The organism is Thalassolituus sp. LLYu03 (assembly GCF_050507655.1).
Classification (GTDB): domain Bacteria; phylum Pseudomonadota; class Gammaproteobacteria; order Pseudomonadales; family Oceanobacteraceae; genus Venatoribacter.
This window is the reverse complement of the sequence record NZ_CP191496.1, coordinates 274,224-298,818: the sequence shown is the minus strand read 5'-3', so window position 1 is coordinate 298,818 and position 24,595 is coordinate 274,224. Positions and strand designations below refer to the sequence as shown.

The window sequence follows — 24,595 nt, the reverse complement described above, 5'->3', positions numbered from 1 at the left end:
AGCCGTACGCCGCCTAATACTCGCAAAACATCAAGTTATGCTCGCAGAATATCAAGTTTAACCGCCCTTCTCACCCTAGAGTGAAATCTGCCCACAGATAAAAACAAACAGGAGGGCGTATGCGCTTACAGGGTAAAACCGCACTGGTCACCGGTGCCGCCGGCGGCATTGGTCAGGCCATCGTCAACACGCTGCTGGCCGAAGGCGCGCAGGTGGCCGCCGTTGATGTGTCAGCCGACGCACTGGCCGTTTACAGCCAGCAAGACCCCGAACAGCTGCTGCGCATCGCGGCGGATGTCACTCAGTACCAGCAGGTGGAGGAAGCCGTGCGCAGTGCGGCGCGGTATTTCGGACGCCTCGACATCATGATCAACAACGCCGGCATCGGCGTTGCCAAACCCCTGCTGGAACACGACCCGGCCACGGATTTCGACCGCATCACGCAGGTGAATCAGCACGGCGTGTATTTCGGCATTCTGGCCGCCGGCCGTCAGTTCAGCGCCCAGGCCAGTGGCGGCGTGATTCTGAATACCTCGTCGGTGTACGCGCAGATGGCCGCCGAAATGACCTTCTCCTACAACGTCAGCAAAGCCGCGGTCGACATGATGACCAAGTGCGCGGCGCTGGAACTGGCACCGCTGGGTATCCGCGTCTGCGCCATTGCCCCCGGACGGGTCGACACGCCCATGCTGCGCCAGTACGAAGCGTTGGGGCTTTGGGATCACATCCGCAAAGAACAGATGCGCCAGACCTTCACCCAGCCCGATGAAATTGCCCGCGTGGTGGCCTTTCTGGTCAGCGACGACGCCAACTGCATTAACGGCGTTACCGTGTCGGCGTCCGACGGTTTCGAGAATTTTAAATACCCTTTGCTGGGATAAACCCGGCGTTCCTGTTTAACCGGAATACAGGCTTTAAAGCGTTACCCCTTTACCACCGCAAGACGACAAAAATAAACACAAACGAGGTACTAATCATGGCGTTACCCGACGTAATCAATCATCAGGATCTGCTGCTGACCCTGAACACCAACAGCGAAAAACTGATTAAAAATGCCCTGCCGGGTGTGGATGTGTATCCGCTGTTTCTGGATCCGGAAAATGGCGTGTGGGTGATCCGCGCGAAATTCCAGCCGGGCCTTACTCTGCCCAAACATTTTCACACCGGCGTGGTGCACTTCTACACCCTGAGTGGCCGCTGGAATTATCTGGAATACCCGGACCAGCCACAAACCGCCGGCAGTTATCTGTATGAACCGGGCGGTTCCATTCATACCTTCCACTGCCCGGCCGATTCCGAAGGTGCCGATGGTTTTATGGTGATTGAAGGCGCGAATATTAATTTCGATGCCGACGGTAATTTCGTCAACATCATGGACGCCGGCTGGATCGAGCAGATGATTATTCAGGCTGCCAAAGCGCAGGGCATTAACGCGCGTTACATCAAACCGGGTGGTCTGGCCACCTACAGCGCGGAATAACGCAGGAGACCCATCATGGCCACAATGAATGCCCTGATTATGCAGAACGGTGAACTGACGCTGACGCAGGCTGCCGTGCCTGAGCCCATGGCCGGGCAGGTACTGGTGCGCAGTCTGGCGTGCGGTATTTGCGGTTCCGACCTGCACCTGACCCGCCACACCGGCGAAGTGTTCGACCTGTACCGCAAGCTGGGCGTGATGCCGCCGTCACTGGACGACTCCACGCCGCTGATGCTGGGTCATGAATTCTGCGCCGAAATTGTCAGTTACGGCCCGGAAACCCGCAAACAATTACCCGTAGGTTCACGCGTGACCTCTGTACCGATTCTGCTCAGCGAGCACGGTGCCGGTATTGGCGTGACGCCGGGTTTAACCGGCGCCTACAGCGAATATTTTATTGTCGACGAAGCCCTGCTGCTGCCAGTACCCGACAACGTACCGAACGAAGCCGCCGCACTGGCGGAACCGCTGGCCGTGGGCCTGCACGCGGTTAACCGCAGCGCCATCGGTATTCACGACGTTGCATTGGTTGTGGGCTGCGGACCGATTGGTCTGGCGGTGATCGCCGCGCTGAAACGTCAGGGCGTGCACGACATTGTCGCCGCCGACCTGCACGATGCGAAATTAAAAACCGCCAGTGACATGGGCGCCAGCAACGTGGTTAACCCGACCCGCCTCGACGAAATAGCCGTGGCCGCCGGACTGGCCGGTGGACGGCGGGTGGTGATCTTTGAATGCGTGGGCGTGCACAGCCTGATTGACGGATTTATCCGCCGCGCGCCGGCGCATTCAACTCTGGTGATTACCGGGGTGCACACCGCCACGTCGAGCATTAATTACGCGTACGCCACGGTAAAAGAAATGGATATCCGTTTCTCGTACTACTACCAGCCGGAAGAATTTGCCGAATGCCTGCAGGCCATCGCCGATGGCGACATCGACTGGCGCAAGCTGCTCACAGGGCGCGTCGGTATCGACGGCGCCAGCGACACCTTCCGCCTGCTTATGCGCCCGAACAGTCACATCAAAATTGTGATTGAACCCTGGCGCAGCGGTGCACTGGAAATGATCGTCTGATCGAACGCCCTGTTAACCGCCCTATCCGCTACAGGCGTTAACAGGGCACCGCCCCTCACCAGAAACACAGGCCGGCAGAAGCTGCGCCGTGTTTCTGGCCTTTGATCGTTACCTGCCGGCTCCACTTTGCCAGCAGCTTCACTTTGCCTTCCTACCCGGCGCGAATGCGCATCCACCGCTGCCTCCGTAAACCGCAAACGCCTGAGCGCCAGCTCTTGAACGTCAGCGCACGGGAAAAGGCCGTAGCGCACAACTCAAACCGCCGTAGAACCCACCTCAAACCAACGCATTGTAATCGTGCTTGCCCGTTATGCCGGGCGGGAGTAACGTAAACGTCAAAAGAATCAATAACCTCCCCCACAGCTAAATAAGGGAGTTTAAAAAGGGATGTTCATAAGCGCTTTGAGTTAACCGCTGTGCACTTTTTCCGGAAGACATATGTGGGTTATAAGCGCTCTTTTACTGCAAAAAAAAGCGTCTGAATACCTGAAATTAATTGAAGCTTTGTGATCCGAGTATTGGGTGAAACCGGCTGAATCACATCAGCTCAATCGCGTTACGATTCCGATGGAAGCAGGTGAAATCCGATACCGACAAAAAGCGCGCTTTCAACCAACACTCGCTTCGCTCACCCAAGTGCGCAGCGCTGTGCAGCGATTTTTAAAATAACGATAAAATGATGGAGTACTCTATGTCGCCGGCAATTCAACTTCTTGGCCCAGTACTGGCACTGATTCTGTGGACTATGGTGATGTGGCTGTGGATGTATGCCACAAGGCTTCCTGCTATACGCGCAGCGGGTATTAAACCAGACCCGAACGCACCGAGTGGCCAGCAGATGTCGGCGCTTCCGGCCCGGGTCCGGTGGAAAGCCGATAATTACAATCATCTGCTGGAGCAACCAACCCTATTTTATGCGCTGGTTGTTGCTTTGGTTCTGTTAAACGTGAACTCGCAAGCGGCGTTATTCCTGGCCTGGGGCTATGTGTTTTTGCGCGTTATTCACAGCCTGATACAAGCGCTGATCAATAAAATTGAATTCAGGTTCCTGGTGTTTGTATTGTCAAACATTCCATTGCTGGGGCTGATTTACATAGCGGTCGCCGCATTTTTAACAGCGCAAAGCGCCGCATAACAGGTAGTTCCGTTTTCCCGCTTCGCTCGTGCATGCGCGCAAGCGGATTTTCCGCCATTAAAATCCACACCCTGCGCACCGGACCGGCAAATCGCCAGCACACAAGGTGCTGGCCATCCGCGCCGGTCAGCTGCTACCGAACTGACGTTACTGCAAATCCGACAGCAGGGTAATAGTACCGCTGCTGCTGATGCCGCTGGGCTTAAGGGTCACGGCGACACCGTCCGACATTTTGGCAACTTCAACGCTGGTCAGGCTGAGCGTAAATGTCTTTTTATCATCCGAGGTATCGTCTTTACCGCCGCCCGAACCACCGGAACCGCCGCAGCCCGACAACAGAAAAGCCAGGAAGAAACCACCAATCAGTACCTTAATATTCATCATCATGGTCGCTCTCCTCAGAATTGGTAGGTGATCAGGAATTGGATGTCACCGACCGGCAAGGCATAGGCCTCGGTCAGCGTGAACGTCATCTGGTTATCACTGATTTCCAGACTGACATCCTCCACCAGCTCCCCGGCGTCGGCTACGCCATCGCCGTTATCATCGCGGTACAGACGCACCATCTCGATGTCGCCTTCCGGGTCCGCAGTGCCGCCAGCGGTCAGCGTAAACGAGCGCAATTCATTGCCGGCTTCGCTGCTGCTGACACTGAAAGCCAGTACCACCTGCTCACCGTCACCACTGGTAAAGGCATGACTCTGGGAATTTCCGTCCGAAGGGTTCGCCAGACTGATCTGTTCCTGCGCATCAGAAATGCCGTTGTCGTTATCATCGGTGTCGGCGTTGTCACCAATGCCGTCGAGGTCACTGTCCAGCCATTCACTGTCGTCCAACGGGAAAGCGTCACTGCCATCGTCAACGCCATCGGCATCGTCGTCGCTGTCGGCGTTGTTACCGATGCCATCACCGTCGGTATCGACCGATTCCGTTGCATCCAGCGGGAAGGCATCCAGAACGTCGGCCACACCGTCGCCATCGTCGTCGGTATCGGCGTTATTACCAATGCCATCGGTGTCGGTATCAAGGGATTCCGATGCGTCTAACGGGAAGGCATCGCTGCTGTCGGCAACGCCGTCGGCGTCATCGTCGGTATCGGCGTTATTGCCGATGCCATCGTCATCCGTGTCCAGGGTTTCATCCGGGTCGTTCGGGAAGGCGTCGCTGTTATCACCCACGCCATCGTGATCCGAGTCGGTGGTTTCGTTGCGGTCGTTCGGGAAGGCGTCGCTGTTGTCGCCCACGCCATCGCTGTCGCTGTCTGCCCATTCATCCGGATCGGCCGGGAACGCGTCGGCGTTGTCGCCCACACCGTCGTTGTCGCTGTCGGCGGTTTCGCTGGCGTCGTTCGGGAAGGCATCGTCCGCATCGTCTACGCCGTCGCCGTCGAAATCACCAAAAGGATCGTATTCGATGGCGCCCATATCGAGTTCTTTATACTGCGGCCCTGCCGGGTTCTCCGGGTTGAAGATGCCGTTGATGCGCACATTACCCAGGAAATCGACGGTGTGGCCGTCGGGGTCGCCGCCTTCACCGGCATCGATGTTGGCGCTGCCGGGTATCGGGCGGAAGTCGTTATTGTCAGGGTCAGCAAGTACAACGGTGCCCGCCGAGGTGACGCCGCAGGCACTGCCTTCTACCCAGCTGAAAGACTGCCGGCTCCAGTTGCTGACGTCACAGCTGGCCGTGCCGTTGGTACCATTCAGAATCAGGCTGTTGTAGAGATCTGCGCTACCGTCGCCGCTGACGCGCAGCGAACCGCCTTCATGGTCCACCAGCGTCGTGGTGAACAGCTGCAGGGTGCCGTTCACCACATCCACCGCCGGGTTATCACCGTAGGTGCGCGCCAGCACACTATTTTCCAGCGTGTAACTGCCGTATTCCGAGCCCAGCGCCGGCGCCTGGTTGTCGGCGATCAGCGAGAATTGAATCAAGGTCCAGCGGCCATTGACGGTATTGACCACCGAGCCGTATCCGGCCCAACCGAGACTGTCGGGAATCTGGTCGCTACCAGGAACGTAACCGCCGGTCAGCGTCAGGCCCGACAAATGCAGAAACTGGGTGCCGGGCAGGTACTGCGGCATCCCCACGGTGAAAAGTTCGGTGGCGTTGTTGCCATTGATGGTCACTTTGCGGTCGCCGTTGATCTTCATGCCTTTGGTGACGATTAACGGGCTTTCCAGCGTGATGGTCATGGCTTCGGCAAAGTCGATCACGTTCAGGTCGGAGAACTGATCGTTGGCGCACAGATTGGCCATGGCTTCACGCAGGGTGCCGGGGCCACTATCGGCGTTGTTGGTAACGGTAATGGCGGTGCTGGTACAGGCCACAAACGGGGCTTCGTCGTTGGCGTTAACAACGCCGTCGCCGTCGATGTCATCGTCATCATCATCGTGGGTGCCGTCGCCATCGGTGTCGGCCCAGTCGCGGTTCAGTTCATCGGTCGGGCTGGGGTCTTCGCCGTCGAGGAAACCGTCACCGTCGGTATTGTCATTGAGTGGGTCGGTGATAAAACCGTCTGCGCCCGCGGTCAGTTCTTCTTCATCGCTCAGGCCGTCGCCATCGTCGTCGGTATCGGCGTTATTGCCAATACCGTCGCCGTCGGTGTCCAGCCATTCGTCCGGGTCGTAAGGGAAGGCGTCGTCGCCATCCGCTTTCAGATCACCGTCGTCATCCCAATCCTGACTATCGGCAACGCCGTCACCGTCGAAGTCGGCGTCATAGGTGAGATGAGCGGAGCACACGGTTTCGCCGGTCACATCCACGGTGGCGGGTGTGACACAGAAACGGATATCCGTGCCCGCATCCATCGCACCATCAAAGGTGTTTTCAGTGGCGCCGCTGATGTCCACCCAGCTGCCATTATTGATGCGGCTCTGCCATTGATAGGTACTGACCGGTTGCTTGCCATAGGGGTCGTAGAAGTCATAACTGCTGCCAAGCGCGGTTTCGCTGATGGGCACAGGTTGCGACGATACAATCACAACGTTACTGGCCACCGGTGCCATGGAGACTTTGAAGCGTTGCGAACAGATTTCAGCGTTATTTCGGGTAGCACAGAGCCCCAGCCACTGCCCCTGGTCTGCCCACGTGGCCTGATAACCGAACTGCTCTGTCGCCACCACCACGGGGTCGGTGCCGCTGGCATCGGTCGAACGCACCCAGCGGTAGTCGCTTGCTTTAATATTCCAGGGCAGATTGGCAAACAGGTAGTCTTCAGGCCGTAACACCCCGGTCAGCGGCGCCACTTGCAGTACGTTGAACCGACTGCTTGGGACTGTGGGGAAATCGATATAGGTCGATTCTTCAGTCAACCACAGGTCGTTCGTGCCGTCGTACAACTCTGTAACATACCGCCCTATCTGGGTGCCGTGTATTTGCCACGCGGGGCCTTCTGCTAAATTCAGGCCGTTCCCGTCCCACCACAGATCGCCGGGGAGGTCGTAGTTGAGATAACTCGCCAATTTATTAGCGGCCCACTCGGGCGGCTGAATGCGATGCTGCCAGGCCCGGCTGCTGACGGCAGCCCAATCCGTATTGCCGAATATCTGAGCGCTGACACTGCTGTCCGGTGGCATATCGATCGAGTACTGCACACCGATATAAGCAATGAGGCCATCATCCCAACGATCAGCCGTGCTGTGCCAGGCAAACCAGTTAAGACTGTCGCTACCGAGTATGGTCGGATCGGATACAGCAAAGTCGGTACAGGCGGTGGATACGCCATCAAACAGGCAGGTATCGTAATAATTGACGGTGAGCCACAGCCACCAGTCAGTGGTCAGGAAAAGAACATCCCAACCGCGATCGACATGCATTTTAGGATGCATGCGGGCCAGTGAACCCAGAATAGGACAGTCGCTACACTCCCCCTGATCCTGACGGTAGTGGTTTTGCGGCGTGTACTCGCCAAATAAGGCGTTTTCCACCGCGCCCCGCCAATGACTGAACGACGGGGCGCTTTCCCAGCCCCACTCGTTGTCTTCCCAATCGATCCGGTAACCGCGTACCAATTGCAGCGGCTCGTAATCGGCGTCCACGTAGGGCAGGCGGGGCGTATTAAAAATACCGCGGCTGAAGGCATCCACCGGCGGGGTAGCAAACACACAGGAATAGCCCATGTCGTCGTCTTCGCCGCAGGCAGATTGGTTCAGCAGCGGACTGGTGGCGGCACTGTGGTAACGGTTGCTGAAATAACTCAGATCGGCCCTTAACGGCCCGCCATTGCGGATAGATTCACTGACCTCTTTGCGCTGCATGTCTTTATCCATGCGGCTCACATTGCCCAGCACCATAAAACCAACACGGCCGGCGAAGGTATCGCTGGTAGAACTTTCAGTATCGGCGTCGCGCATCATTTTCAGATGCAGGCTGCTGAAGTCACCGGAACCGCTGACCAGCGTGGCGCCCATGTAGGGGTTATCCTGCAGGCCGTTGTATTCCCCCTTGGTCCAGCGCTTCAGCATCGGCCGTTGCAGCTGCACTACGGTGGTGGCGTCAGTAAAACTGGCGCCCAGCTCAAAACTTCTGCCAGCGAATGTGCCACCTGAGGTGACATCCTTCAGTTCGGCGGACGACACCAGCAATACGCGGTCGTCGACTAAACGGTGCCAGCCTTCTTCGGCGACAAAATAATCGACCGTAACGCCTTCCAGATCGGCACTTTCAAAGCCCGGGGCAACCTGCACCGCAAACTTGAATTTGCTCCAGGCCATTAACGGGGCCACGGGCACCACAGACACACCGGCGCTGAGCGCGGGGTCGCGCACTTGCAGAAAAATAGCCGGGCGGTAGTAGTAGCGCGCGGTAATCAGGTCATCAATAACGTTGCCTGCGCCGATCGTAAACGACCCCACCTCGCCGGGGATACCGAGCAGTGCCGGTGCGCCATTGATCTGAATGGCACTGACCACGACGTTACTGGTGGCATTGCCATCGCTGCTCGGGTAAGCCCACTGGCCGCTGCCGTTTTCCACCACAAACCCCGGAACCGCCGGGTTAATCGCCTGAGTAAAAATACGCTGATCGCTGCCAATCGTGGCGCCGGCAGAAACCGGTGTGCTGGAAAGCGTATTACTCAATGAATAAGAAGTAATAGAGGCGGCCTGAACCTGACCGGCAAGCAGAAAAACACCCAACCCTGCCAGCCGGATAAGGGAAGTCATTGCGCGTTTCATAAGGCGTTCCGTCGTTACAGATATGCGGCGAATAGTAAGCCAAGCCATTGGTAAATAACATCGACGGTTAATGCCATGAGAGGATAAACGGGTCAAATAACGCAGGTGTGCAAAAAAGTCATCTTAATCCGTATTAGCAGACCCATGGCATACTACGAATAAGCCTGATCCGGGCATGGGAATAAAGCGCCGGTTGCGGTATTTTCAAACCCCAACGCAATAAATAACGGGGGTGGCATACACATGCCATCCTTTCAACGGAATACCGCATTGAACAAGCCCGTATCGTTTAACACACGCCGCCTGACGGTGAGCGAAACCGGTCAGCACCTTTCTGCGGAGGAGCGTTCACAACTGCTGGCGCGGGTGCCTTTAATACTCACCCCGGCTGTTGTTGAACACCTGCCGCCGTATTTCCACAACATTACCTCGCCCGAAGCCGCCGCGCACTGGCTTGAGCACATGGTGTCGGAGGGGCGACTGGCAACGGTGCAATACGAATCTCAGGCAATCATTGGCTTTTTGTTCATTCATACCGAGAAGGATACGGCTCACATCGGCTATTTACTGGCAGAACCATTCTGGGGACAGGGTCTGGCCAGCGAACTCTTGCAGGGTTTTATTGCCCACGCAAAACAAAGCGGACAATGGCAGACGTTGATGGGTGGCGTAGACGAAGCCAATACCGCGTCAGCGAACGTACTGAAGAAACTGGGTTTCAGCGAAATCGCCGTTAATGAGCAGCGCGTTATATTTTACCAGTACCCGCTTAATCGTTTTTAAAAAGGTCGACGTTAAAAGGCGACCACATTGCACGGAAGCCCAGTTATATTGGTCTGACTCAAGCACACTCTGATTAATAAAGTTGATGTAAATTCTGGTTGAATATCTTACAAGCCCATTCTGGGCAGCGATCAATATACTTATCACCATTGGATTCACAGGCCTGACCTACGATAAGTACGCCAAGCATTGGTGTGCAACAACCGGTGAATTCAGTACAACGGGAACCTTCACCTGGTCCGGATTTGGTACATTTATCAGCAACATAGACCTGCAACAGGAAGGCTTAATCAGTTACTCGTACAGCGTCGAAGGAAGAACATATAATAGCAGCCTGTTTGCAGGGGTACTGACCAGTGGAATAGTAGATCGAAATCCAAAGGGTAAAAAAATTACTGTTTTTTATTCGCCAGAAGACCCAGCCTATTCAAGGGCTGAGCACCCTCCGCGACACCTGATGCTAGTAGCCAACGTAGTTTCCTATTACCTGATACTGCCACTGACGCTTATAAACATTCCGTTGTTTTTTATTTATTGACTGATTGCCAATGCGTGGTAAAACGGTTCTACCCGAGATATTCTGATAGGTGCTCGACTGGATCAAAGATTGTTCAACTCTAAGGATGTGTCAGGGTGGTCATCCCGATCAAGCCGCATTGAATATTGACTACGTTTGCAGATAGAATCAACCACCACTTCAACACAATCATGGATGATATATTAAAATTCTCAGTGCTGTTTTTTTTACTCTATTTTTCTCAAAGCACTGTTGCTGCTTCATTCGATTGCGAAAGCAAAAAAACATCCGAAGCAGAAAAACTAACATGTAGCGACAAGTCACTATCCGGTAAAGATGACATTATGAGTGAACTATATGCATCTGCCAGAGAGTATTATGCCGTGCCGGATTTTTCATTCACTGACACAAGACTGATTCGCAGCCACCAACTGGATTGGATCACTCAGAGAAATAAATGCCATAGCTCAGCATGTCTGGCGGAGCTGTATGACAAACAAATCGACATACTAAGAGTGCAAAATGCGAGACTAAGAAAACATCGTGGCGCCAATTACATTTACACATTAATCAAGCCATTTCTGAATGCCAGAATGTATGAAGTTGATAAGCTAAGTATAGAAATCCCGTTTTACTATCAACCATACAACGGAGATACTATACATGTATTATTCGAAGCAACTGCCAGCGGTTTCTTCAACTCATTCAAAAGAAGCGGAACAGGTTATTGCGGCGGAGACAGCGACCACCTAGTAGGCTTTATCAAATATAATGCCAAAGAAGGGATAGTCCAAAAGAACATATACATCGGCAATCAATGCCCTGCAGGTTCTGCCGCTCCTATAATTACTAAAGATCAAGACGGCTACTCGATTCAGCTTTACAACAATCAAGACACCTTACCTCAGAACCTGACAGGAAAATCTATTTTTGAACTTGGATCTGATCTGATGATTAATGATGGTGAACTTAAAAAAGAAGATTATCTTGATTACATCGGGATAGTGGGCGAATAGACAGATAAAGCGTCAGGCCCACCAAAGATATGTTATTGTAGGTATCTAAATTGGAGCTATGTTAGCACGGGTATCCCGGTTATCTGATGCGGATACCGCTCACATACGGCATACAAAGGCCGTCTGTTTCAGGATTTTTGCAAAACTGATGCGCGTTTGCCTGCCAGCGCCAAAACACGCATGCGCGAATTGACGCAAAAAGAAAGAATAAGTCCTATTAAATCAATAATCTAAATAAGCAAGGAGAACATTAACGCGCAAATTGTAAAGCCGACTTTGATGTGCTAGCGTGGTTTCGCGTTTCTATCCTGATAGTGATGTAATTACGAGCAATTTTTGTAATAGTGACAGTTGGTTAGAGATGGAACTTGAAAGCATTGGAAGGTGTGTAATTGAACATGCCTGTGAATAAACCGTTAGGTAAATATGAATATTCTGAATAGAAGTGCCATTACTGTTTACGGTACAGAAAAATTTCTTGAATGGATAAAAGAGCAGCATCCTAATTTACACCGCTGGACACTCAAGGATCTAAATAATCATCCCAACGTTTATCTTGTTGATGAAGAGGATCAAAATTGCTGGGGTGATTGCTTTATTGATAATTTTGAGACTATTTTCAGAAATGAAGTAGGTGAATACGTTTATGATGAAGTTGAATGGCCAGAAGTAATTACTGTAGATTTGTTTAGAGCTTGGTTTACTTTTCAATATAGCGAGCTTGCTTATGACTTATCCAAGGATGATCTTGTAGCAGATGATGTATGGCAAAATACCTAACAAAAAGTTGGTGATCGCACCTTCGGTGCTGGGACGGTTACACTTCGCTCGTTTCTCGCTACGTTTCACCGCCCCACAACAAAAGCGTTATACACACTAAGGAATTGAGAGCTTTCCATGAGATCCAAGAAGCTAGAAACTCTTATTATTTTATACAAGGAGTTAGCCGAAGAACTTGGCAAACTAAAAAGCCCAGAATTAGAACCGCTACTAAATAGTTGGTCTGTATCTTTGGGGCAGATTAATGAAATAATTAATAACCCTGATAACGCAATTAAGCCGTCTCAAATCGCATCAGGTTTTGAGCAAGGGCTACGTGACACACACCTGATACTGGGTGATTTAAATGCACAATATAGATCGTCAGCAATCGAGATCTTTTATAAAGTTGTCGGCTCGCATCTGCCTAGCTTCTTTCAAAAATGCAAAGCGCAACTAGAACGTATCGTGGAAAAAGGGAAAATTAAAAACGAAAATGAGTGGTACCTAGTTCGTCATCGAGTAGATGAAATAGAGCGCCAATCTAACAACGATGCGGAGCTAGAATTTCTTAATGAACTACTTGGTAAATTCGAAGCAAGCGTATAACCAGCGGCTGATCTTCCCCCGCTTTAACGGACGCCAAAGTCAAACTGACGAGGTGTCCAATGCCAAAATATACTCAGCCAAGAAAGACACGGCAGTATTCAAGCGAATTCAAGGTTAAAGCTGTTCATCTGAGTGATATTGGCCGATAAAACTGGCATCAAACTCAAACCAACCACCCGCCCCCTACTCCGGCAACCTCACCCCTTCCAGCAAACACACCACCTTATCGCCCACACGGATTTTTCCGGATTTTAAAATTTTGGCGCACAGTCCGCCGTGGCCGAGCATGGCGGCTTGCCCGCCGAGCCCCAACACTTCGTCCATGCGTGAGCACGGATGACATTGTGCCGTGGCGAGAAAGACGGCGTCGCCGATGCGGAATTGCTGGTGACGCAGGGCGTGTAAATTCACACCGCGTATCACCAGATTACGGCGTAATAATTCCGGCGCAATTGCCTCACGCTTAAGCAGTTTTTCGACCACTTCAATGTGTTCGGCATTAATAATGGTTACCTGCCGTGCCGAGCCCGGTGTGCCCTGACAGCGGCGGTCGCCTTCAAGCCCGAGGTCGGCAATGGCATAGGTTTCGCTGACGGCCTGCACGGGTTCGCGCCGTGCCGGACGCAGACCAATCCATTCCAGTGTGCCCGGCGGAAGATCGGCGCTGAAGCGCCCGAATAAGGCCTGCTGACGATTTTGTGTGGGTTTCATGGTCATGCGGTCAGGTCGTAGGTTGATGGGTCGTTGGCGCTGTTTCGCTTTGATCAGACGTCGCAATTAATTGCCCGAGGCGGGTTAACGCCGCCAGACGCGGCGCTGTCCATTCGTGGGCAAAACTTAAGCGCAGGTGGTCGTCAAAACGATGGCTGACACTGAAGAGTACACCCGGCGTAATCACTACGTCATCGGCCAGCGCCTGCTGATACAGCGTGCGGCTGCTGACGCCGGGCGGTAGCGCCGCCCACAGCGTCAGTCCGCCCTGCGGCACATTCGTGGTCAGGGGTTGTGACCACTGCGCCAGTGTGGCCAGTAACTGATCACGCTGGGTCTGCAGCCGGTAATGCTGGCGGCGCAAATGGGCGCCGTAACTGCCGTCGGCAAGAAAATCCGCCAGCCCTTGCTGCAGGGCGCGGCCCGAGGCCAGTTGCGTGACCAGTTTTAATTGCACGATGCGCGCCTGCCAGCGGCCACCGGCAATCCAGCCGATGCGCACATCGCGCGACAGGGTTTTGGAAAACGAGCTGCACAGCATCACCCGCCCTTCCGGGTCGTTGGCTTTCAGCGGATCGGGCAGCGGGCAGAAGGCGGTGTCGGCGTAAATATCGTCTTCGATCAGCGCCAGATCGTAGTCACTGGCCAGTGCCAGCAAACGTTCGCGCGCGGCTTTGGGCATGAGTGCTCCGGCCGGGGTGGAGAACGACGGCGACACCACACAGGCACGCACCGGCCAGCGCTTAAGGACATCGGCCAGCGCGTCGGTATTAAGCCCCGTCAGCGGCGACGACGGCACTTCCACTACTTGCAGACCCAACTGTTCCAGCAGTTGCAGCACGCCGTAAAACCCCGGCGATTCCACCGCCACCACGTCGCCCGGCTGGCAACAGGCCATCAGCGCCAGAAACAGCGCGTTCTGACAGCCGGCGGTAATGCACAGGTCGTCGGTACTGAGCGCACAACCACGGCTGTTCAGCCGCTGTGCCAGCTGTTCGCGCAGATCGGGCAGACCGGCCGGTTCATCGTAATACAGAGCGCTGTCACCCCGCGCCCGGCGCAACGCCCGGCCGATGGCGCGGTTCAGGGCGACGACACCCGGGCTTGCATCCGTGCGCTCCTGCGGCGCCGGCGCCAGATCAAACGCCGCGCCACGGCGCATGATGTCGTACAGCAGGTCGGGCACGGTCACCGGCTGCGGTGGTTGCAGCGTGTTGCGCGGTGCGGATTTACCCGCTTTGTTCCGCTGCTGGCCGGCGCCATTAACGGCTGAACCATCAACCGCCGGGCCATCAGCCACCCCACTGTGGCGCACATAAAATCCGGATTTGGGCCGCGCTTCGATCAGCCCCTGAGCCTCCAGCCGTTGCAGGGCGTGCAGCACAGTGGCCTTAGACACCTGATGCTGTTCGCACAGGCTGCGCACCGACGGCAGCCGCGCACCGGGCGGCACACGCTGGCTGTGGATCAGCTGCAGCAGTTCGTGCTGCAGTTGTTGGTAACGGTAGGTCTGCTTCATAGCGATCCTGACTAGGGCGACCCGCAATCCTGCGGCGCTGAAATCTGTACCTATTATTTTTAATTTTTTTAGGCCTGAACCTCAACCCCGGCACGCGTTAGGCTGGCGCCAAACTGTTCGTCTGTGGAGGTTCCCATGAACCCGATTCCCGTTGTCGATGTCACGCCGGTCAGTAGCCCGGCCGCCAAAGTGTTTGCTCAGGTAAACGGCAAATTTTATGTGCGCCTGACCCAGGGCTATTACCAGAACCTGCGCCGGCTGGTGAGCTGGCCCTTACTGGCGCTGTATTTTGCTGTGGTGTGGGTGCAGTGGAACGGCCTGCCGCTGGTGCAGTTCGATTTCAGCGACCGGCGCATCATTCTGTTCGGCCACTGGCTGAGCTGGTCGGAAATGCCGTTGCTGGCGGGTTTGCTGATTGCAGGGGCTGCACTGCTGTTTTTTCTGGCGGTGGCCTGGGGCCGGGTGTGGTGTGGGTTTGCCTGCCCGCAAAGCATCTGGACCTGGCTGTTTATCCGCATTGAACATGTCACCGAAGGCTCGGCAGCGCGGCAGAAAAAAGCCGACGAACGCGGCCTGAGCGCCCGCCACTGGGCAGCGCGCATCAGCAAGCATGTGCTGTGGTTATTACTGGCGCTGGCCACGGCCATTACCTTTACCGGCTATTTTGTGCCGGTGCGAGAACTGGCCGCCGACCTGATTCATCTGCAAATGGCCTCACCCGTGTGGCTGTGGGTCAGCATCATGGCCCTGCTCACTTACGCCAACGCCGGTCTGGTGCGCGAAAAAATCTGCCTGCACGCCTGCCCGTATTCGCGTTTTCAGAGCGTGATGTTCGATGCCGATACGCGCACCGTGAGTTACGACGCCGCCCGGGGCGAACCGCGCGGTGGCCTGAGTCAGAATAAAACCTCGTGTTCAACAGACAGCAACAGCGGCGCCAAAGGCGACTGCGTCGACTGCACCCTGTGTGTGCAGGTTTGCCCCACCGGCATTGATATCCGCAATGGCCTGCAGGCGGCCTGCATCGATTGCGGCGCCTGCATCGACGCCTGCGATGCGGTGATGGATAAATTACAGCGTGCGCGCGGGCTGATCCGTTTTGCTTCGGAAAATCAGCTGCAGAAAATCGCCTCGCCGTTTTTACGCCCACGCTTAATCACCTACGCCTTAATCGTGTTCTGCACCTCGGCGCTGGTTGCCTGGACGGCCACCCACCGCACCCGCTTATTAATTGAAGTGCAGCGCGACCGCGGGCAATTATTCACAGAAATGAGCGACGGCCGTACCTGCAATGACTACCGCATTAAAATCGAAAGTTTTGAGCCGGGTCTGGAACAGGTCAGCGTGAGCGTCAGTGGTTTGAATGGTGCCAGCGGTTTGAACAGCGCCTTTACCTTAACCGGCCCGCAGGATATCCGCATTCAGGATGTGCAGGCCAGCTGGCAGAATTTCCGCGTATGCGCTGACAATAATGGCCAGCGCCGGCGCGACCTTCAGTTCAATGTGAATTATGCGCTGGAGAATCAGGCGTTTCAGGTCAGCAAAGCCTCGACCTTTTTAAGCGGGCTTTAAGCGGAGCTTTAGTGAGGTTTAGTAGGTTTTAAGCGGGTTTTAAGACAGGAAAAATGCGCGCGCCTAAGCAGAAGCGGCTGGCGAAACGGCAGGCAAAACGTCCGGTTTAAACCGTCACGGTTTCTGCAATGGCCACGCCGTTTTTGCCGTTGCGTTTGACTTCGTACATGGCATCGTCGGCAGCGCGCAGCATGCTCTTTAAGGTTTCGTCGTTCACCGGCGCCTGATACACACCGATACTGGCGCTGACATTGACCGAGCGCCAGCCGATATCCACCGGGCGACAAATAGCCGCTAATAAGCGTTCAGAGAACAGCTGGATTTCGTGCTGGTGCACCCCTTCCAGAATCAGCACAAATTCATCGCCGCCCAACCGTCCGACGGCATCGGTGACGCGCACTTCGTCTTTCAGGCGAATGGCAATGGCGCGCAGCAGAATATCGCCGGCTTCGTGACCATAGGTGTCGTTTACCGGTTTAAATCCGTCGAGGTCAATCAGCATCACGGTTAATGGCTGGGCCGCGCGCTGGGCACGCTGACTGGCGTGCAGAAAATGCTGACGCAAACCCAGACGGTTGAGCACGCCGGTTAAGGCATCTTCGGTGAGCTGAGCTTCAAGACGGGCCTTGGCTTCCAGTAATTCTTCGGTGCGCCGCGCCACCCGGCTTTCCAGAATGCGTTCGTGTTCGCGCAGCGTATCCACCAGTTGCTGCTGTACGCTTTCTTTCTGTTTGCGCAGCAGATTAAAACGCGCGCCCAGCGCAAACGACAGCAACAGCATTTCCAGCGCCGAGCCGATCTGCATGCTGTACACGGTGATAAAATTCGATGGAATAAAACCGGCGTTGCGCAGCGACAATAAGGTAGTGCCAATTAACAGCACCGACCAGGCCGCAACAAAAATGCCGGACGCGTGCACGCGCAAACGCATGGCGGCAATACCCGTGGCCAGCAGCGACAGCGTGGTCAGCATGCCGGTAACCGACATCACTTTCAGCGCCGTGGTTTCCGGCACCGCCAGCGTCAGCAGCGTGGCGCCACTCCAGCACAGAGCAATAAACGTTAAGAAACGGTGCCAGCCTGGAGCAACTGTGCGTAAATCGAGAAAACTGCGTGCAAACAGCACGGCAAACATGGCCGCCAGTGTGTAAAAAGTCGGCACAATAAACGAGGTGTCGGCAGCGGATTGCGGCCACAGCAATAAAGGCCCGACGCCGTTCATGCTGAGGGCGGCGAAGCCAAAGGAAAATTCAAACAGCGAATACAGCAGAAAACTGCCCTGACGGATCGGCAGCCACAGCAGCAGGTTGTACAGACCGAGGGAAAATAAGGTGCCGAAATACAGCGACAGAATAATCAGCGTCTTTTTACCGTCGAGGCTGAATTGCGGCACCGTGGCCATGCGCACATCCAGCGCCAGCGCGGCGTGGTTGGCGCCGCGGATATACAGCGTCAGTGTTTCGTTGGCTTCGGTGCGCAGCGGAAACACTGCCTTGCGGTCGGCCAGCGGCCATTCGCTGACGGCCAGACGGCGCCCGGCAAAGGATTGTTCAATCTCACCTGTGCCACGCACGGCGTACAGACGCACATCGTCGAGGTAGGCGTATTCCATTTCCACCAGCCAGCGGGCCGCTTCGGCATCGACCGAACGCAGTGGAATGCGCAGCCAGATGACGTCGGTGGTGTAGCCGAAATTCATGCCCGCGCGGCTGCCCACCGGCTGAAAGCCGCGGGCCTGCTGCACGTCGCTGAGCGACAGACTGCCGTCGGGGTCGAGCAGATACTGCGCCACCGGAAACAGCTCGGCGGCACCCAGCGCGGTGCTCAGCACCAGTTCGGGGGCGGCTGCAGACTCGGCCGCAGACTCAGGTGACTCTGCCACAGGCGCCGACGGCTCGACCACAGACGCTTCAGCCGCCTGCGCCGCCACGGCACAGGCATACAGCACCACACCCAGCAGGTTGGCCAGCAACAGGCGCGCGAGGCGCGGGAAAAAGCCGCCTTCCGTTTGCGGAGGCAGGCCAATGGAATGGTATCGGAACACGGGGTAGCCCTGTAAAACCACTGCAGACACACAGGCAAGCTTAGGACAACCCGCGCCACAGAAAGGATTTTGTCAGTATAAGGAGTGATCAGCCGGGCGTCCGTTACAGGGTGTAAAGTCTGCCCGTCTTTTGGTTAGAACGTACTGAAAGCTGCCGCAGGTCAATTTTTAACCAGCACCCATTCCCCCTGCCCACACGCTGCCGGCTCAGCGACGCCCGTCCGGGCTCAGCCCCAGCTCGGCGATCAGGTCTTCCTGCTCACCGTTTTCCTCGGCCCGCCACCAGCGTCCCGAAGTGCGCAGCGTGTATTTGCTGCGGTATTCCGATGGCGTCAGGCCAGTCGCCCGGCGGAACACGCGGCGGAAGGCGCTGCTGTCGCGGTAACCGCAGTATTCGGTGATTTCTTCCAGATCAATCAGGGTTACTTCCAGCAACTGTTTGGCCCGCTCGACCCGCAGTTTGTGCAGGTAATCGAGCGGCGTGCGCCCTTCCACTTCCTTGAAATGCCGCAGCAGGGTGCGCGGGCTGACCGCCGCTTCCTGCGCCACGCGGTCGAGTTCGTACGGTGTCTGGATATTGCGCCGTATCCACTGCTTGGCCTTGAACACCACGCTGTCGCGGGTGGTGACGTTGACGCTGGGGAACATCAGGTTGGCGTAGTCGAAACGCTTGGGGTCGTAACTCAGCACATTGCTCAGGGTCTGCGCCAGTTCGTCGCCGGCGAAACTGCGCACCAGCTCTACCATCAGGTCGTACTGGCTGACCGGTGCGCCCGTGGTCAGCACCGTGCCGTCGATCACCACCGGCCCCTCGCCCACCAGCTGCACCTGCGGAAAGCGGTCGGCAAACCATTTGGTGATGGTCCAGCTGATGGTGGCGCGGCGGCCATTCAGCACTCCGGCCTGAGCCAGTAAAGCGGCGCCATTAAAGGCCGCGGCCACCAGACGCCCCTGCGCGTGATAACGGGCAATGCAGTTGGCTTCGGCCTGCAACTGCCCGAGCAGACGTTCGAGGTCGGGCACGTTGCGCATCACCAGTGCCGGAACGATCAGCGCCGTGCGCGACGGCGGCAGGGCTTTCTGCGGTTCGGCCGGCGACGCCAGCCCACCCAACCATGCCGGCAGCGGCAGTTCATCGCCCTGAGCATTGATGCAGCGCCAGTGAAACAAAGCGCCGCGCGAGCGTGGATTGCGCAGCTGCCAGAGCAGGTTGGCGCTGCGCAGAATGTCGATGGTGCTCAGCAGAAAACCGTCCAGCGCCTGCGGGCAATGCAGCAGATCGATGCGTACGTTCATGGTCACTCCGTCGTTATCGGCACGAATATTGGCGGTATTGGCTTTTTGCACATCCTGCAATACCGACCATTACTGACAAAACCGCTGGGCTTTAAGCCTGATTATCCAGGCTTTGATCCACAGAAGTGCGTGAATTTTGCCACGTGAACGGCTCAGGTGCGAAGTGGACAAAACACACTCTGTCGGTATCGGCTTTTTTGATGTCGGTATTGGCTGTTTAACTGGCGCCGCCGCTGGATAGACTGCGAAGCATCCGGTTGCGCCGCTTATTTGCCCCTCCCAAGGTGATCCGCAAAGCGCCCGGCACTGGTTTACCCGTTCGCTCAACCGTTAGCTCAACCGTCAGAAGGTCCCGTGTATGTCTCAGATTCCGGGCGTGATCGACAGCATCCGCCAGAACGAAGCGCAATTCATCGAACTCCGCCGCCAGATTCACAGCCATCCGGAACTGGGCTTTGAAGAGCACGTCACCAGCGCTCTGGTGGAGAAAAACCTGCGCGCCTGGGGCTACGAGGTCACCACTGGCCTTGGCGGTACCGGCATGGTGGCGCAGCTGCGCCGCGGCGACTCCGCCCGCAGCATCGGCATCCGCGCCGACATGGACGCCCTGCCGGTGCAGGAAGAAACCGGCCTGCCGTACGCCAGCAAAGTGGCCGGCTGCATGCACGCCTGCGGTCACGACGGCCACACCGCCATTCTGCTGGCCGCGGCCCATTATCTGGCCCATGAAGGCAGCTTTAACGGCACCGTGAATCTGATTTTCCAGCCGGCCGAAGAAGGCCTGGGCGGCGCAGCACGTATGATCGCCGACGGCCTGTTCGAGCGCTTCCCGTGCGACATGATTTTCGGCCTGCACAATGGCCCGACCCTGCCGGTCGGCTCGTTTGTGGTTCAGCCGGGTGTGATCGCCGCGTCGTCCGACACCGTGCGCATCACCCTGCGCGGCAAAGGCACCCACGGCGGTATGCCGCACATGGGCAACGACCCGATCGTGGCCATGGGCGCCATCATTGTTGCCCTGCAGAGCATTGTGGCGCGCAACGTAGCGCCCGATCAGCCGGCGGTGATTTCCATCGGTAAGGTGGCCGCCGGTGAAACCGCCAACGTGATTCCCGATACCGCCCACCTCGCCCTGACCGTGCGTACCTTTAATCCGCAGGTGCAGGCCCTGATCGAAAAGCGCATCCGCGAACTGGTGGCGGGTCAGGCGGCCAGCTACGGCGTTGAGGCCGAGATCGAGTGGAAACCCATCAGCCGTGTGCTGGCCAACGCCAGAGAGCCCAGCGCTCTGGCGCGTTCGGTGGCCGAAGCCATGGTCGGCGCGCAGGCGATTATTCCGCTGCCGGCCGGCGCCATGGGCGGTGACGATTTTTCGTGGATGCTGGAACAGGTGCCGGGCTGTTATCTGGTGCTGGGCAACGGTGTGGAATCCCACGGCGGCTGCATGCTGCATAATCCGGGCTATGACTTTAACGACCGCATTCTGGCGCTGGGCGCCAGCTTCTGGGCCCGTCTGACCGAGGAATACCTGCAATGAACGCGCTGACCACCGCCGCCGACACGCAGCAAGGGCGCCGCCTGAATCTGGTACTGCTGTTCATCGGCATCATGATCGTGGCCGCCGACAAAACCGTGTTTGCTTTTGCCGGCCCCAGCATCATGGACGAACTGCACCTGAGCGCCGCCGAATTCGGCATGCTCGGCAGTGCCTTTTTCTTTCTCTATTCGCTGGCCGGCATTGGCGGCGGTCTGCTCACCAACGTGATGCAGGCGCGCCATGTGCTGCTGTTGCTGGCGCTGATCTGGGCCGTGTGCCAGTTCGGCATTGCCATCGGCACGGGTCTGATGTCGCTGATTGTGTTCCGCGTGCTGCTCGGCGTGGGCGCCGGGCCGTCCACCGCCGTGGTGCAGTTGTCGTGTCTGAAGTGGTTCAGCGAAGACAAGCGCGTACTGCCGGCGTCGGCCATTAACGCCGGCCTGATGACCGGCATTCTGCTGTCGGCCGCCAGCCTGCCGCTGATCATCAGCCACTGGGGCTGGCGCGGCAGTTACCTGCTGCTCGGCGTGGTCAGTGCGGTGTGGGCGTTGCTGTGGCTGCTCAGCGGCCGCGAAGGTCAGGCCAGCAGAGGCGATGATGTACCGACCGCGGAACACAACGACACGCGCTGGCTGCCGTACCGCGAACTGCTGCTCAACCGCACCTTCATTGGCATGTCGGTGCTGTGCTTCTTCGGCTACATGGCCAGCGCCCTGGGCTTCAGCTGGACGCCGACCTACATGCAGAAAGGTCTGGCACTGACGCCGGCCCACAGCGGTCTGGTGGTGATGGTGATCATGCTGCTGGTGATTCCTGTGGTGCTGCTGGTGTCGCGTACCTCGCAGCAGTGGCTGCAACGTAAGGTGCGCCACCACGTGGCCATGGTGTTTCTGCCGGTGGGCTGCTGCGCCCTGGGGGGCGTGGCGTATTTACTGATGATGTTTCACGACCTGCCGCTGATCGCCAAAGTGTTGCTGCTCGGTGTCGGCTTCGTGCTGCTGAACGTGCAGCAGAGCTACGGCATCATCGTCTGCGGCAGCATCAGCACACCGCGCCAGCGCGGTTCCCTGATTGGCATTCATGTGGCGATTGCCACCAGCGCCGGCATTGTCGCGCCCATGCTGGCCGGTTGGCTGGTTGATGCCAACGGTGGCGATATCGCCCGCGGCTACGAAACCTGCTCGTCTCTGGTGGGGTTGTGGACCTTGCTGACGGCGGTGGCCTGTCTGGTGTTTGTGCGCCCGCAGGCGACGATTCAAACGCTGCATGGCGGCGCTGAACAAACACTGCAGGACAGCGATGCGCAGGCTGCCGACGGCGAAGCCTGTGCATCCACAACGCCGACTTCCACCACAGGCTGACCCGAATCCAACTCCGGGTGAGAACCGACTCACCCGCCATAACAAGCCCGACCCAACCCACAACACGATAACAATAATTTTCCGGCCTCCGGGACGGCGGCTCTGCGCCCGGAATCCGGCTAACCTTTTTCACGTGAGCGGAGAAGACACATGAAATCAGCAGTTAAACAGGTGCTTACCCAGCCCCTCAGCGGACGCAGCCTGCTGGCCAGCGCCCTGATGCTGGCCGGTGCTCAGGCCACAGCCGGTGATCTGGTATTCGGCGATCTGACCTCGGGTCTGGGCGAGGGTTACCGCTATCAGGCCGGGCCACTGGCGATTACCGCCAAAGGTCAGCTGGCCGTTGGCGGCCTCTGGCGTGCCGATGATCAGGACGAGCGTCTGGGCAGTTCCGCCTACGGCATGGACACCCTGAACGACGGTGAGCTGAATTATGAACGCGGCGATGCCGTGTCCGGTGGTGTAGTCAGTTACTGGCAGGTAGAAGCCGCGTACGACAATCTGGGTCTGGTGGCGAGCACCAACGCCTGGTACGACGATGTGCAGAAAAATTCGCCGGTAAAACACGGCAGCGTGGCCAATGGCTACGAGGAAAACGAGCCGCTGAGCGACGACGGTTTTGTTGAGCGCGGTAAATTTTCCAATGTCGTCCTGAACGATGCCTACCTGTACGGCCGCTTCCAGCCGGCGGGGCGCGACCTGCTGGTGCGGGTCGGCAATCAGACCATTCCGTGGAAAACCCCGACCTCCATTAAAGGCGGCCTGCAGAAAGTAAACGCCTTCGATTACCCGTCAAAATACCGCGCCGGTTCGGCCGCAGAATCCGCCACCGTGCCAATGCCTGCGGTGTACGCCGATTTAAAAATCAGCGACAACCTGAGCGTCGATGCCTTCAGCCAGTTTGGGTTTGAACCCAACGTGTACCCGGGGTGCGGCACGATTTATTCGACCAGCGATTTCGGTCAGGAAGGCTGCGATAAATTAACCTTAAATGGTTCGGTATTAAGCGCCCTGACCAGCAGCAATATCGAAACCACCGACGCGCAGGCCATCAGCAATCCGCTCGATTATGTCGCCCGCGGCGCCGACGAAAAACCCGATGACAATCAGTACGGCATGAGTCTGCGTTACCTGCTGGATAACGTCGGTTTATTCGGTTTTTATTTTGCCGATTACACCAGCCGCAGTGCGCTGACGCAGGTAACCCACGTCAGTGCAGGCGTGCTGACACCGGTGGCGGCCAATCTGGGGCTGGCCACGCCGGACGGTCTGGCCATTACCTACGAACGCGTGTATCCGACCCATATCCGCATGTACGGCATGAATTTCCAGACCCGCCTGCCGGTGGGCACCGGCATTTACGCCGAATACACCTACCGTCCGAATCAGCCGGTACGCTGGAACGGTGCCGACTTTGTGACCGGTCTGCTGGCCGGACAGGGCCCGCTGGCGTATCTGGCCGGTACCGACGCCGGTTACGTCGCCAAAGGGTACGACCGTTTTCAGATCAGTCAGCTGAATCTGGGCGCCAGTCACCCGCTGACCGAACAGACCAAACTGGGAGTGGAGGCCGGCTTTAAATACGTGGCGAATTTACCCGATACCGACGAACGCCGTTATGGCCGTCTGGGTTTTGGTGTGCCGGATGACGGCAGCGGCACCTGCACCGGCAGCAAACGCCAGTGTGCGATGGACGGTTTTGTTACCGATTTATCCTGGGGTCTGCGCGCCAGGCTGAGCGGTCACTACAGCGGGCTGATTGCCGGCGTGGAATGGGAACCGTCGCTGGCGCTGGCCTACGACGTGAAAGGCTATTCCTACTACGGTGAATTTTCCGAAGGGGATCTGAACGCCATCGCCGCCGTTAAAGCCCTGTATAAAAAAGACTATGAATTTAATCTGAAATACCTGCACACCGGTGGCAGCGATTACAACGTGGTCGCCGACCGCAGCCTGATCAGCGCCAGCGCCGGCGTGCGCTTCTGAGCGTTTAACGTTTTCT

Annotated in this window: 19 protein-coding genes; 13 read left to right on the top strand and 6 right to left on the bottom strand. The window is 56.8% G+C overall.

The features are described from left to right. Nucleotides 1-119 precede the first annotated feature (119 nt). The 4 genes from ACQUQU_RS01440 (at nucleotide 120) to ACQUQU_RS01425 (ending at nucleotide 3,692) form a co-directional block, all read left to right on the top strand. On the top strand, nucleotides 120-881 hold the full coding sequence (locus ACQUQU_RS01440; protein ID WP_430461466.1) for an SDR family NAD(P)-dependent oxidoreductase: 762 nt from the start codon (nucleotides 120-122) through the stop codon (nucleotides 879-881). A gap of 95 nt (nucleotides 882-976) precedes the next feature. Beyond that, a complete protein-coding gene (locus ACQUQU_RS01435) occupies nucleotides 977-1,480 on the top strand; it encodes a 2,4'-dihydroxyacetophenone dioxygenase family protein (protein ID WP_430461465.1) in 504 nt (167 codons plus the stop codon). Nucleotides 1,481-1,495: 15 nt separating this feature from the next. Continuing rightward, nucleotides 1,496-2,557 carry a zinc-binding dehydrogenase gene (locus ACQUQU_RS01430; protein WP_430461464.1) on the top strand — a complete coding sequence of 354 codons (1,062 nt, stop codon included), beginning with the start codon at nucleotides 1,496-1,498 and terminating at the stop codon, nucleotides 2,555-2,557. 691 nt (nucleotides 2,558-3,248) lie between these two features. Further along, nucleotides 3,249-3,692 carry an MAPEG family protein gene (locus tag ACQUQU_RS01425; protein WP_430461463.1) on the top strand — a complete coding sequence of 148 codons (444 nt, stop codon included), beginning with the start codon at nucleotides 3,249-3,251 and terminating at the stop codon, nucleotides 3,690-3,692. Between the two features lie 147 nt (nucleotides 3,693-3,839). Here the strand turns inward: ACQUQU_RS01425 and ACQUQU_RS01420 are convergent, their stop codons facing one another. Together ACQUQU_RS01420 and ACQUQU_RS01415 are read right to left on the bottom strand one after the other, a co-directional pair. Then, on the bottom strand, nucleotides 3,840-4,079 hold the full coding sequence (locus tag ACQUQU_RS01420; protein ID WP_430461462.1) for a hypothetical protein: 240 nt from the start codon (nucleotides 4,077-4,079) through the stop codon (nucleotides 3,840-3,842). An 11-nt stretch (nucleotides 4,080-4,090) separates the two neighbouring features. Then, complete coding sequence (locus ACQUQU_RS01415; protein ID WP_430461461.1) at nucleotides 4,091-8,869, bottom strand: hypothetical protein; 4,779 nt, start codon at nucleotides 8,867-8,869, stop codon at nucleotides 4,091-4,093. Nucleotides 8,870-9,139: 270 nt separating this feature from the next. Here ACQUQU_RS01415 and ACQUQU_RS01410 point away from each other — a divergent pair, with 270 nt between their 5' ends. From ACQUQU_RS01410 to ACQUQU_RS01390, 5 genes are all read left to right on the top strand, one after another. Next, nucleotides 9,140-9,652 (top strand): GNAT family N-acetyltransferase, encoded by a 513-nt coding sequence (locus ACQUQU_RS01410; RefSeq protein WP_430461460.1) that lies wholly within the window; start codon nucleotides 9,140-9,142, stop codon nucleotides 9,650-9,652. 91 nt (nucleotides 9,653-9,743) lie between these two features. Next, nucleotides 9,744-10,190: a DUF3592 domain-containing protein gene (locus tag ACQUQU_RS01405; RefSeq protein ID WP_430463002.1), complete on the top strand. Its 447-nt coding sequence runs from the start codon at nucleotides 9,744-9,746 to the stop codon at nucleotides 10,188-10,190. A 170-nt stretch (nucleotides 10,191-10,360) separates the two neighbouring features. Further along, nucleotides 10,361-11,185: a lysozyme inhibitor LprI family protein gene (locus ACQUQU_RS01400; protein WP_430461459.1), complete on the top strand. Its 825-nt coding sequence runs from the start codon at nucleotides 10,361-10,363 to the stop codon at nucleotides 11,183-11,185. A 426-nt stretch (nucleotides 11,186-11,611) separates the two neighbouring features. Continuing rightward, complete coding sequence (locus tag ACQUQU_RS01395) at nucleotides 11,612-11,965, top strand: hypothetical protein (protein WP_430461458.1); 354 nt, start codon at nucleotides 11,612-11,614, stop codon at nucleotides 11,963-11,965. A 117-nt stretch (nucleotides 11,966-12,082) separates the two neighbouring features. Next, on the top strand, nucleotides 12,083-12,553 hold the full coding sequence (locus ACQUQU_RS01390; RefSeq protein WP_430461457.1) for a hypothetical protein: 471 nt from the start codon (nucleotides 12,083-12,085) through the stop codon (nucleotides 12,551-12,553). A 183-nt stretch (nucleotides 12,554-12,736) separates the two neighbouring features. On the opposite strand, the gene ACQUQU_RS01385 is transcribed toward ACQUQU_RS01390, so the two are convergent. Further along, nucleotides 12,737-13,264: an MOSC domain-containing protein gene (locus ACQUQU_RS01385; protein WP_430461456.1), complete on the bottom strand. Its 528-nt coding sequence runs from the start codon at nucleotides 13,262-13,264 to the stop codon at nucleotides 12,737-12,739. A gap of 10 nt (nucleotides 13,265-13,274) precedes the next feature. Further along, nucleotides 13,275-14,783, bottom strand: coding sequence for a PLP-dependent aminotransferase family protein (locus ACQUQU_RS01380; RefSeq protein ID WP_430461455.1), 1,509 nt, complete (start codon nucleotides 14,781-14,783; stop codon nucleotides 13,275-13,277). 135 nt (nucleotides 14,784-14,918) lie between these two features. Here ACQUQU_RS01380 and ccoG point away from each other — a divergent pair, with 135 nt between their 5' ends. Further along, the gene (gene ccoG / locus ACQUQU_RS01375) at nucleotides 14,919-16,355 is read left to right on the top strand and encodes a cytochrome c oxidase accessory protein CcoG (protein ID WP_430461454.1); all 1,437 of its coding nucleotides are present in this window, start codon (nucleotides 14,919-14,921) and stop codon (nucleotides 16,353-16,355) included. Between the two features lie 106 nt (nucleotides 16,356-16,461). Here ccoG and ACQUQU_RS01370 read toward each other — a convergent pair whose 3' ends face one another. Together ACQUQU_RS01370 and ACQUQU_RS01365 are read right to left on the bottom strand one after the other, a co-directional pair. Next, the gene (locus tag ACQUQU_RS01370) at nucleotides 16,462-18,399 is read right to left on the bottom strand and encodes a diguanylate cyclase domain-containing protein (protein WP_430461453.1); all 1,938 of its coding nucleotides are present in this window, start codon (nucleotides 18,397-18,399) and stop codon (nucleotides 16,462-16,464) included. Nucleotides 18,400-18,606: 207 nt separating this feature from the next. Then, nucleotides 18,607-19,746 carry a GlxA family transcriptional regulator gene (locus ACQUQU_RS01365; RefSeq protein ID WP_430461452.1) on the bottom strand — a complete coding sequence of 380 codons (1,140 nt, stop codon included), beginning with the start codon at nucleotides 19,744-19,746 and terminating at the stop codon, nucleotides 18,607-18,609. 307 nt (nucleotides 19,747-20,053) lie between these two features. Between ACQUQU_RS01365 and ACQUQU_RS01360 the strand changes: the two genes are divergently transcribed. The 3 genes from ACQUQU_RS01360 to ACQUQU_RS01350 all read left to right on the top strand — a co-directional run bounded on the left by ACQUQU_RS01360 (nucleotide 20,054) and on the right by ACQUQU_RS01350 (nucleotide 24,579). Continuing rightward, nucleotides 20,054-21,232: a M20 aminoacylase family protein gene (locus ACQUQU_RS01360; RefSeq protein ID WP_430461451.1), complete on the top strand. Its 1,179-nt coding sequence runs from the start codon at nucleotides 20,054-20,056 to the stop codon at nucleotides 21,230-21,232. Continuing rightward, a complete protein-coding gene (locus tag ACQUQU_RS01355) occupies nucleotides 21,229-22,593 on the top strand; it encodes an MFS transporter (RefSeq protein ID WP_430461450.1) in 1,365 nt (454 codons plus the stop codon). The genes ACQUQU_RS01360 and ACQUQU_RS01355 overlap by 4 nt, the downstream gene beginning before the upstream one ends. A gap of 150 nt (nucleotides 22,594-22,743) precedes the next feature. After that, the gene (locus tag ACQUQU_RS01350) at nucleotides 22,744-24,579 is read left to right on the top strand and encodes a DUF1302 domain-containing protein (RefSeq protein ID WP_430461449.1); all 1,836 of its coding nucleotides are present in this window, start codon (nucleotides 22,744-22,746) and stop codon (nucleotides 24,577-24,579) included. Nucleotides 24,580-24,595 lie beyond the last annotated feature (16 nt).

Excerpts from the sequence above, each read along its gene's own strand:
- ACQUQU_RS01355 (WP_430461450.1), top strand. The coding sequence starts at position 21,229 with ATGAACGCGCTGACCACCGCCGCCGACACGCAGCAAGGGCGCCGCCTG.
- ACQUQU_RS01440 (WP_430461466.1), top strand. The coding sequence starts at position 120 with ATGCGCTTACAGGGTAAAACCGCACTGGTCACCGGTGCCGCCGGCGGC.
- ACQUQU_RS01390 (WP_430461457.1), top strand. The coding sequence starts at position 12,083 with ATGAGATCCAAGAAGCTAGAAACTCTTATTATTTTATACAAGGAGTTA.
- ACQUQU_RS01430 (WP_430461464.1), top strand. The coding sequence starts at position 1,496 with ATGGCCACAATGAATGCCCTGATTATGCAGAACGGTGAACTGACGCTG.
- ACQUQU_RS01420 (WP_430461462.1), bottom strand. The coding sequence starts at position 4,079 with ATGATGATGAATATTAAGGTACTGATTGGTGGTTTCTTCCTGGCTTTT.
- ACQUQU_RS01385 (WP_430461456.1), bottom strand. The coding sequence starts at position 13,264 with ATGAAACCCACACAAAATCGTCAGCAGGCCTTATTCGGGCGCTTCAGC.
- ACQUQU_RS01395 (WP_430461458.1), top strand. The coding sequence starts at position 11,612 with ATGAATATTCTGAATAGAAGTGCCATTACTGTTTACGGTACAGAAAAA.
- ACQUQU_RS01400 (WP_430461459.1), top strand. The coding sequence starts at position 10,361 with ATGGATGATATATTAAAATTCTCAGTGCTGTTTTTTTTACTCTATTTT.
- ACQUQU_RS01380 (WP_430461455.1), bottom strand. The coding sequence starts at position 14,783 with ATGAAGCAGACCTACCGTTACCAACAACTGCAGCACGAACTGCTGCAG.
- ACQUQU_RS01435 (WP_430461465.1), top strand. The coding sequence starts at position 977 with ATGGCGTTACCCGACGTAATCAATCATCAGGATCTGCTGCTGACCCTG.
- ACQUQU_RS01415 (WP_430461461.1), bottom strand. The coding sequence starts at position 8,869 with ATGAAACGCGCAATGACTTCCCTTATCCGGCTGGCAGGGTTGGGTGTT.
- ACQUQU_RS01360 (WP_430461451.1), top strand. The coding sequence starts at position 20,054 with ATGTCTCAGATTCCGGGCGTGATCGACAGCATCCGCCAGAACGAAGCG.
- ccoG (WP_430461454.1), top strand. The coding sequence starts at position 14,919 with ATGAACCCGATTCCCGTTGTCGATGTCACGCCGGTCAGTAGCCCGGCC.
- ACQUQU_RS01350 (WP_430461449.1), top strand. The coding sequence starts at position 22,744 with ATGAAATCAGCAGTTAAACAGGTGCTTACCCAGCCCCTCAGCGGACGC.
- ACQUQU_RS01425 (WP_430461463.1), top strand. The coding sequence starts at position 3,249 with ATGTCGCCGGCAATTCAACTTCTTGGCCCAGTACTGGCACTGATTCTG.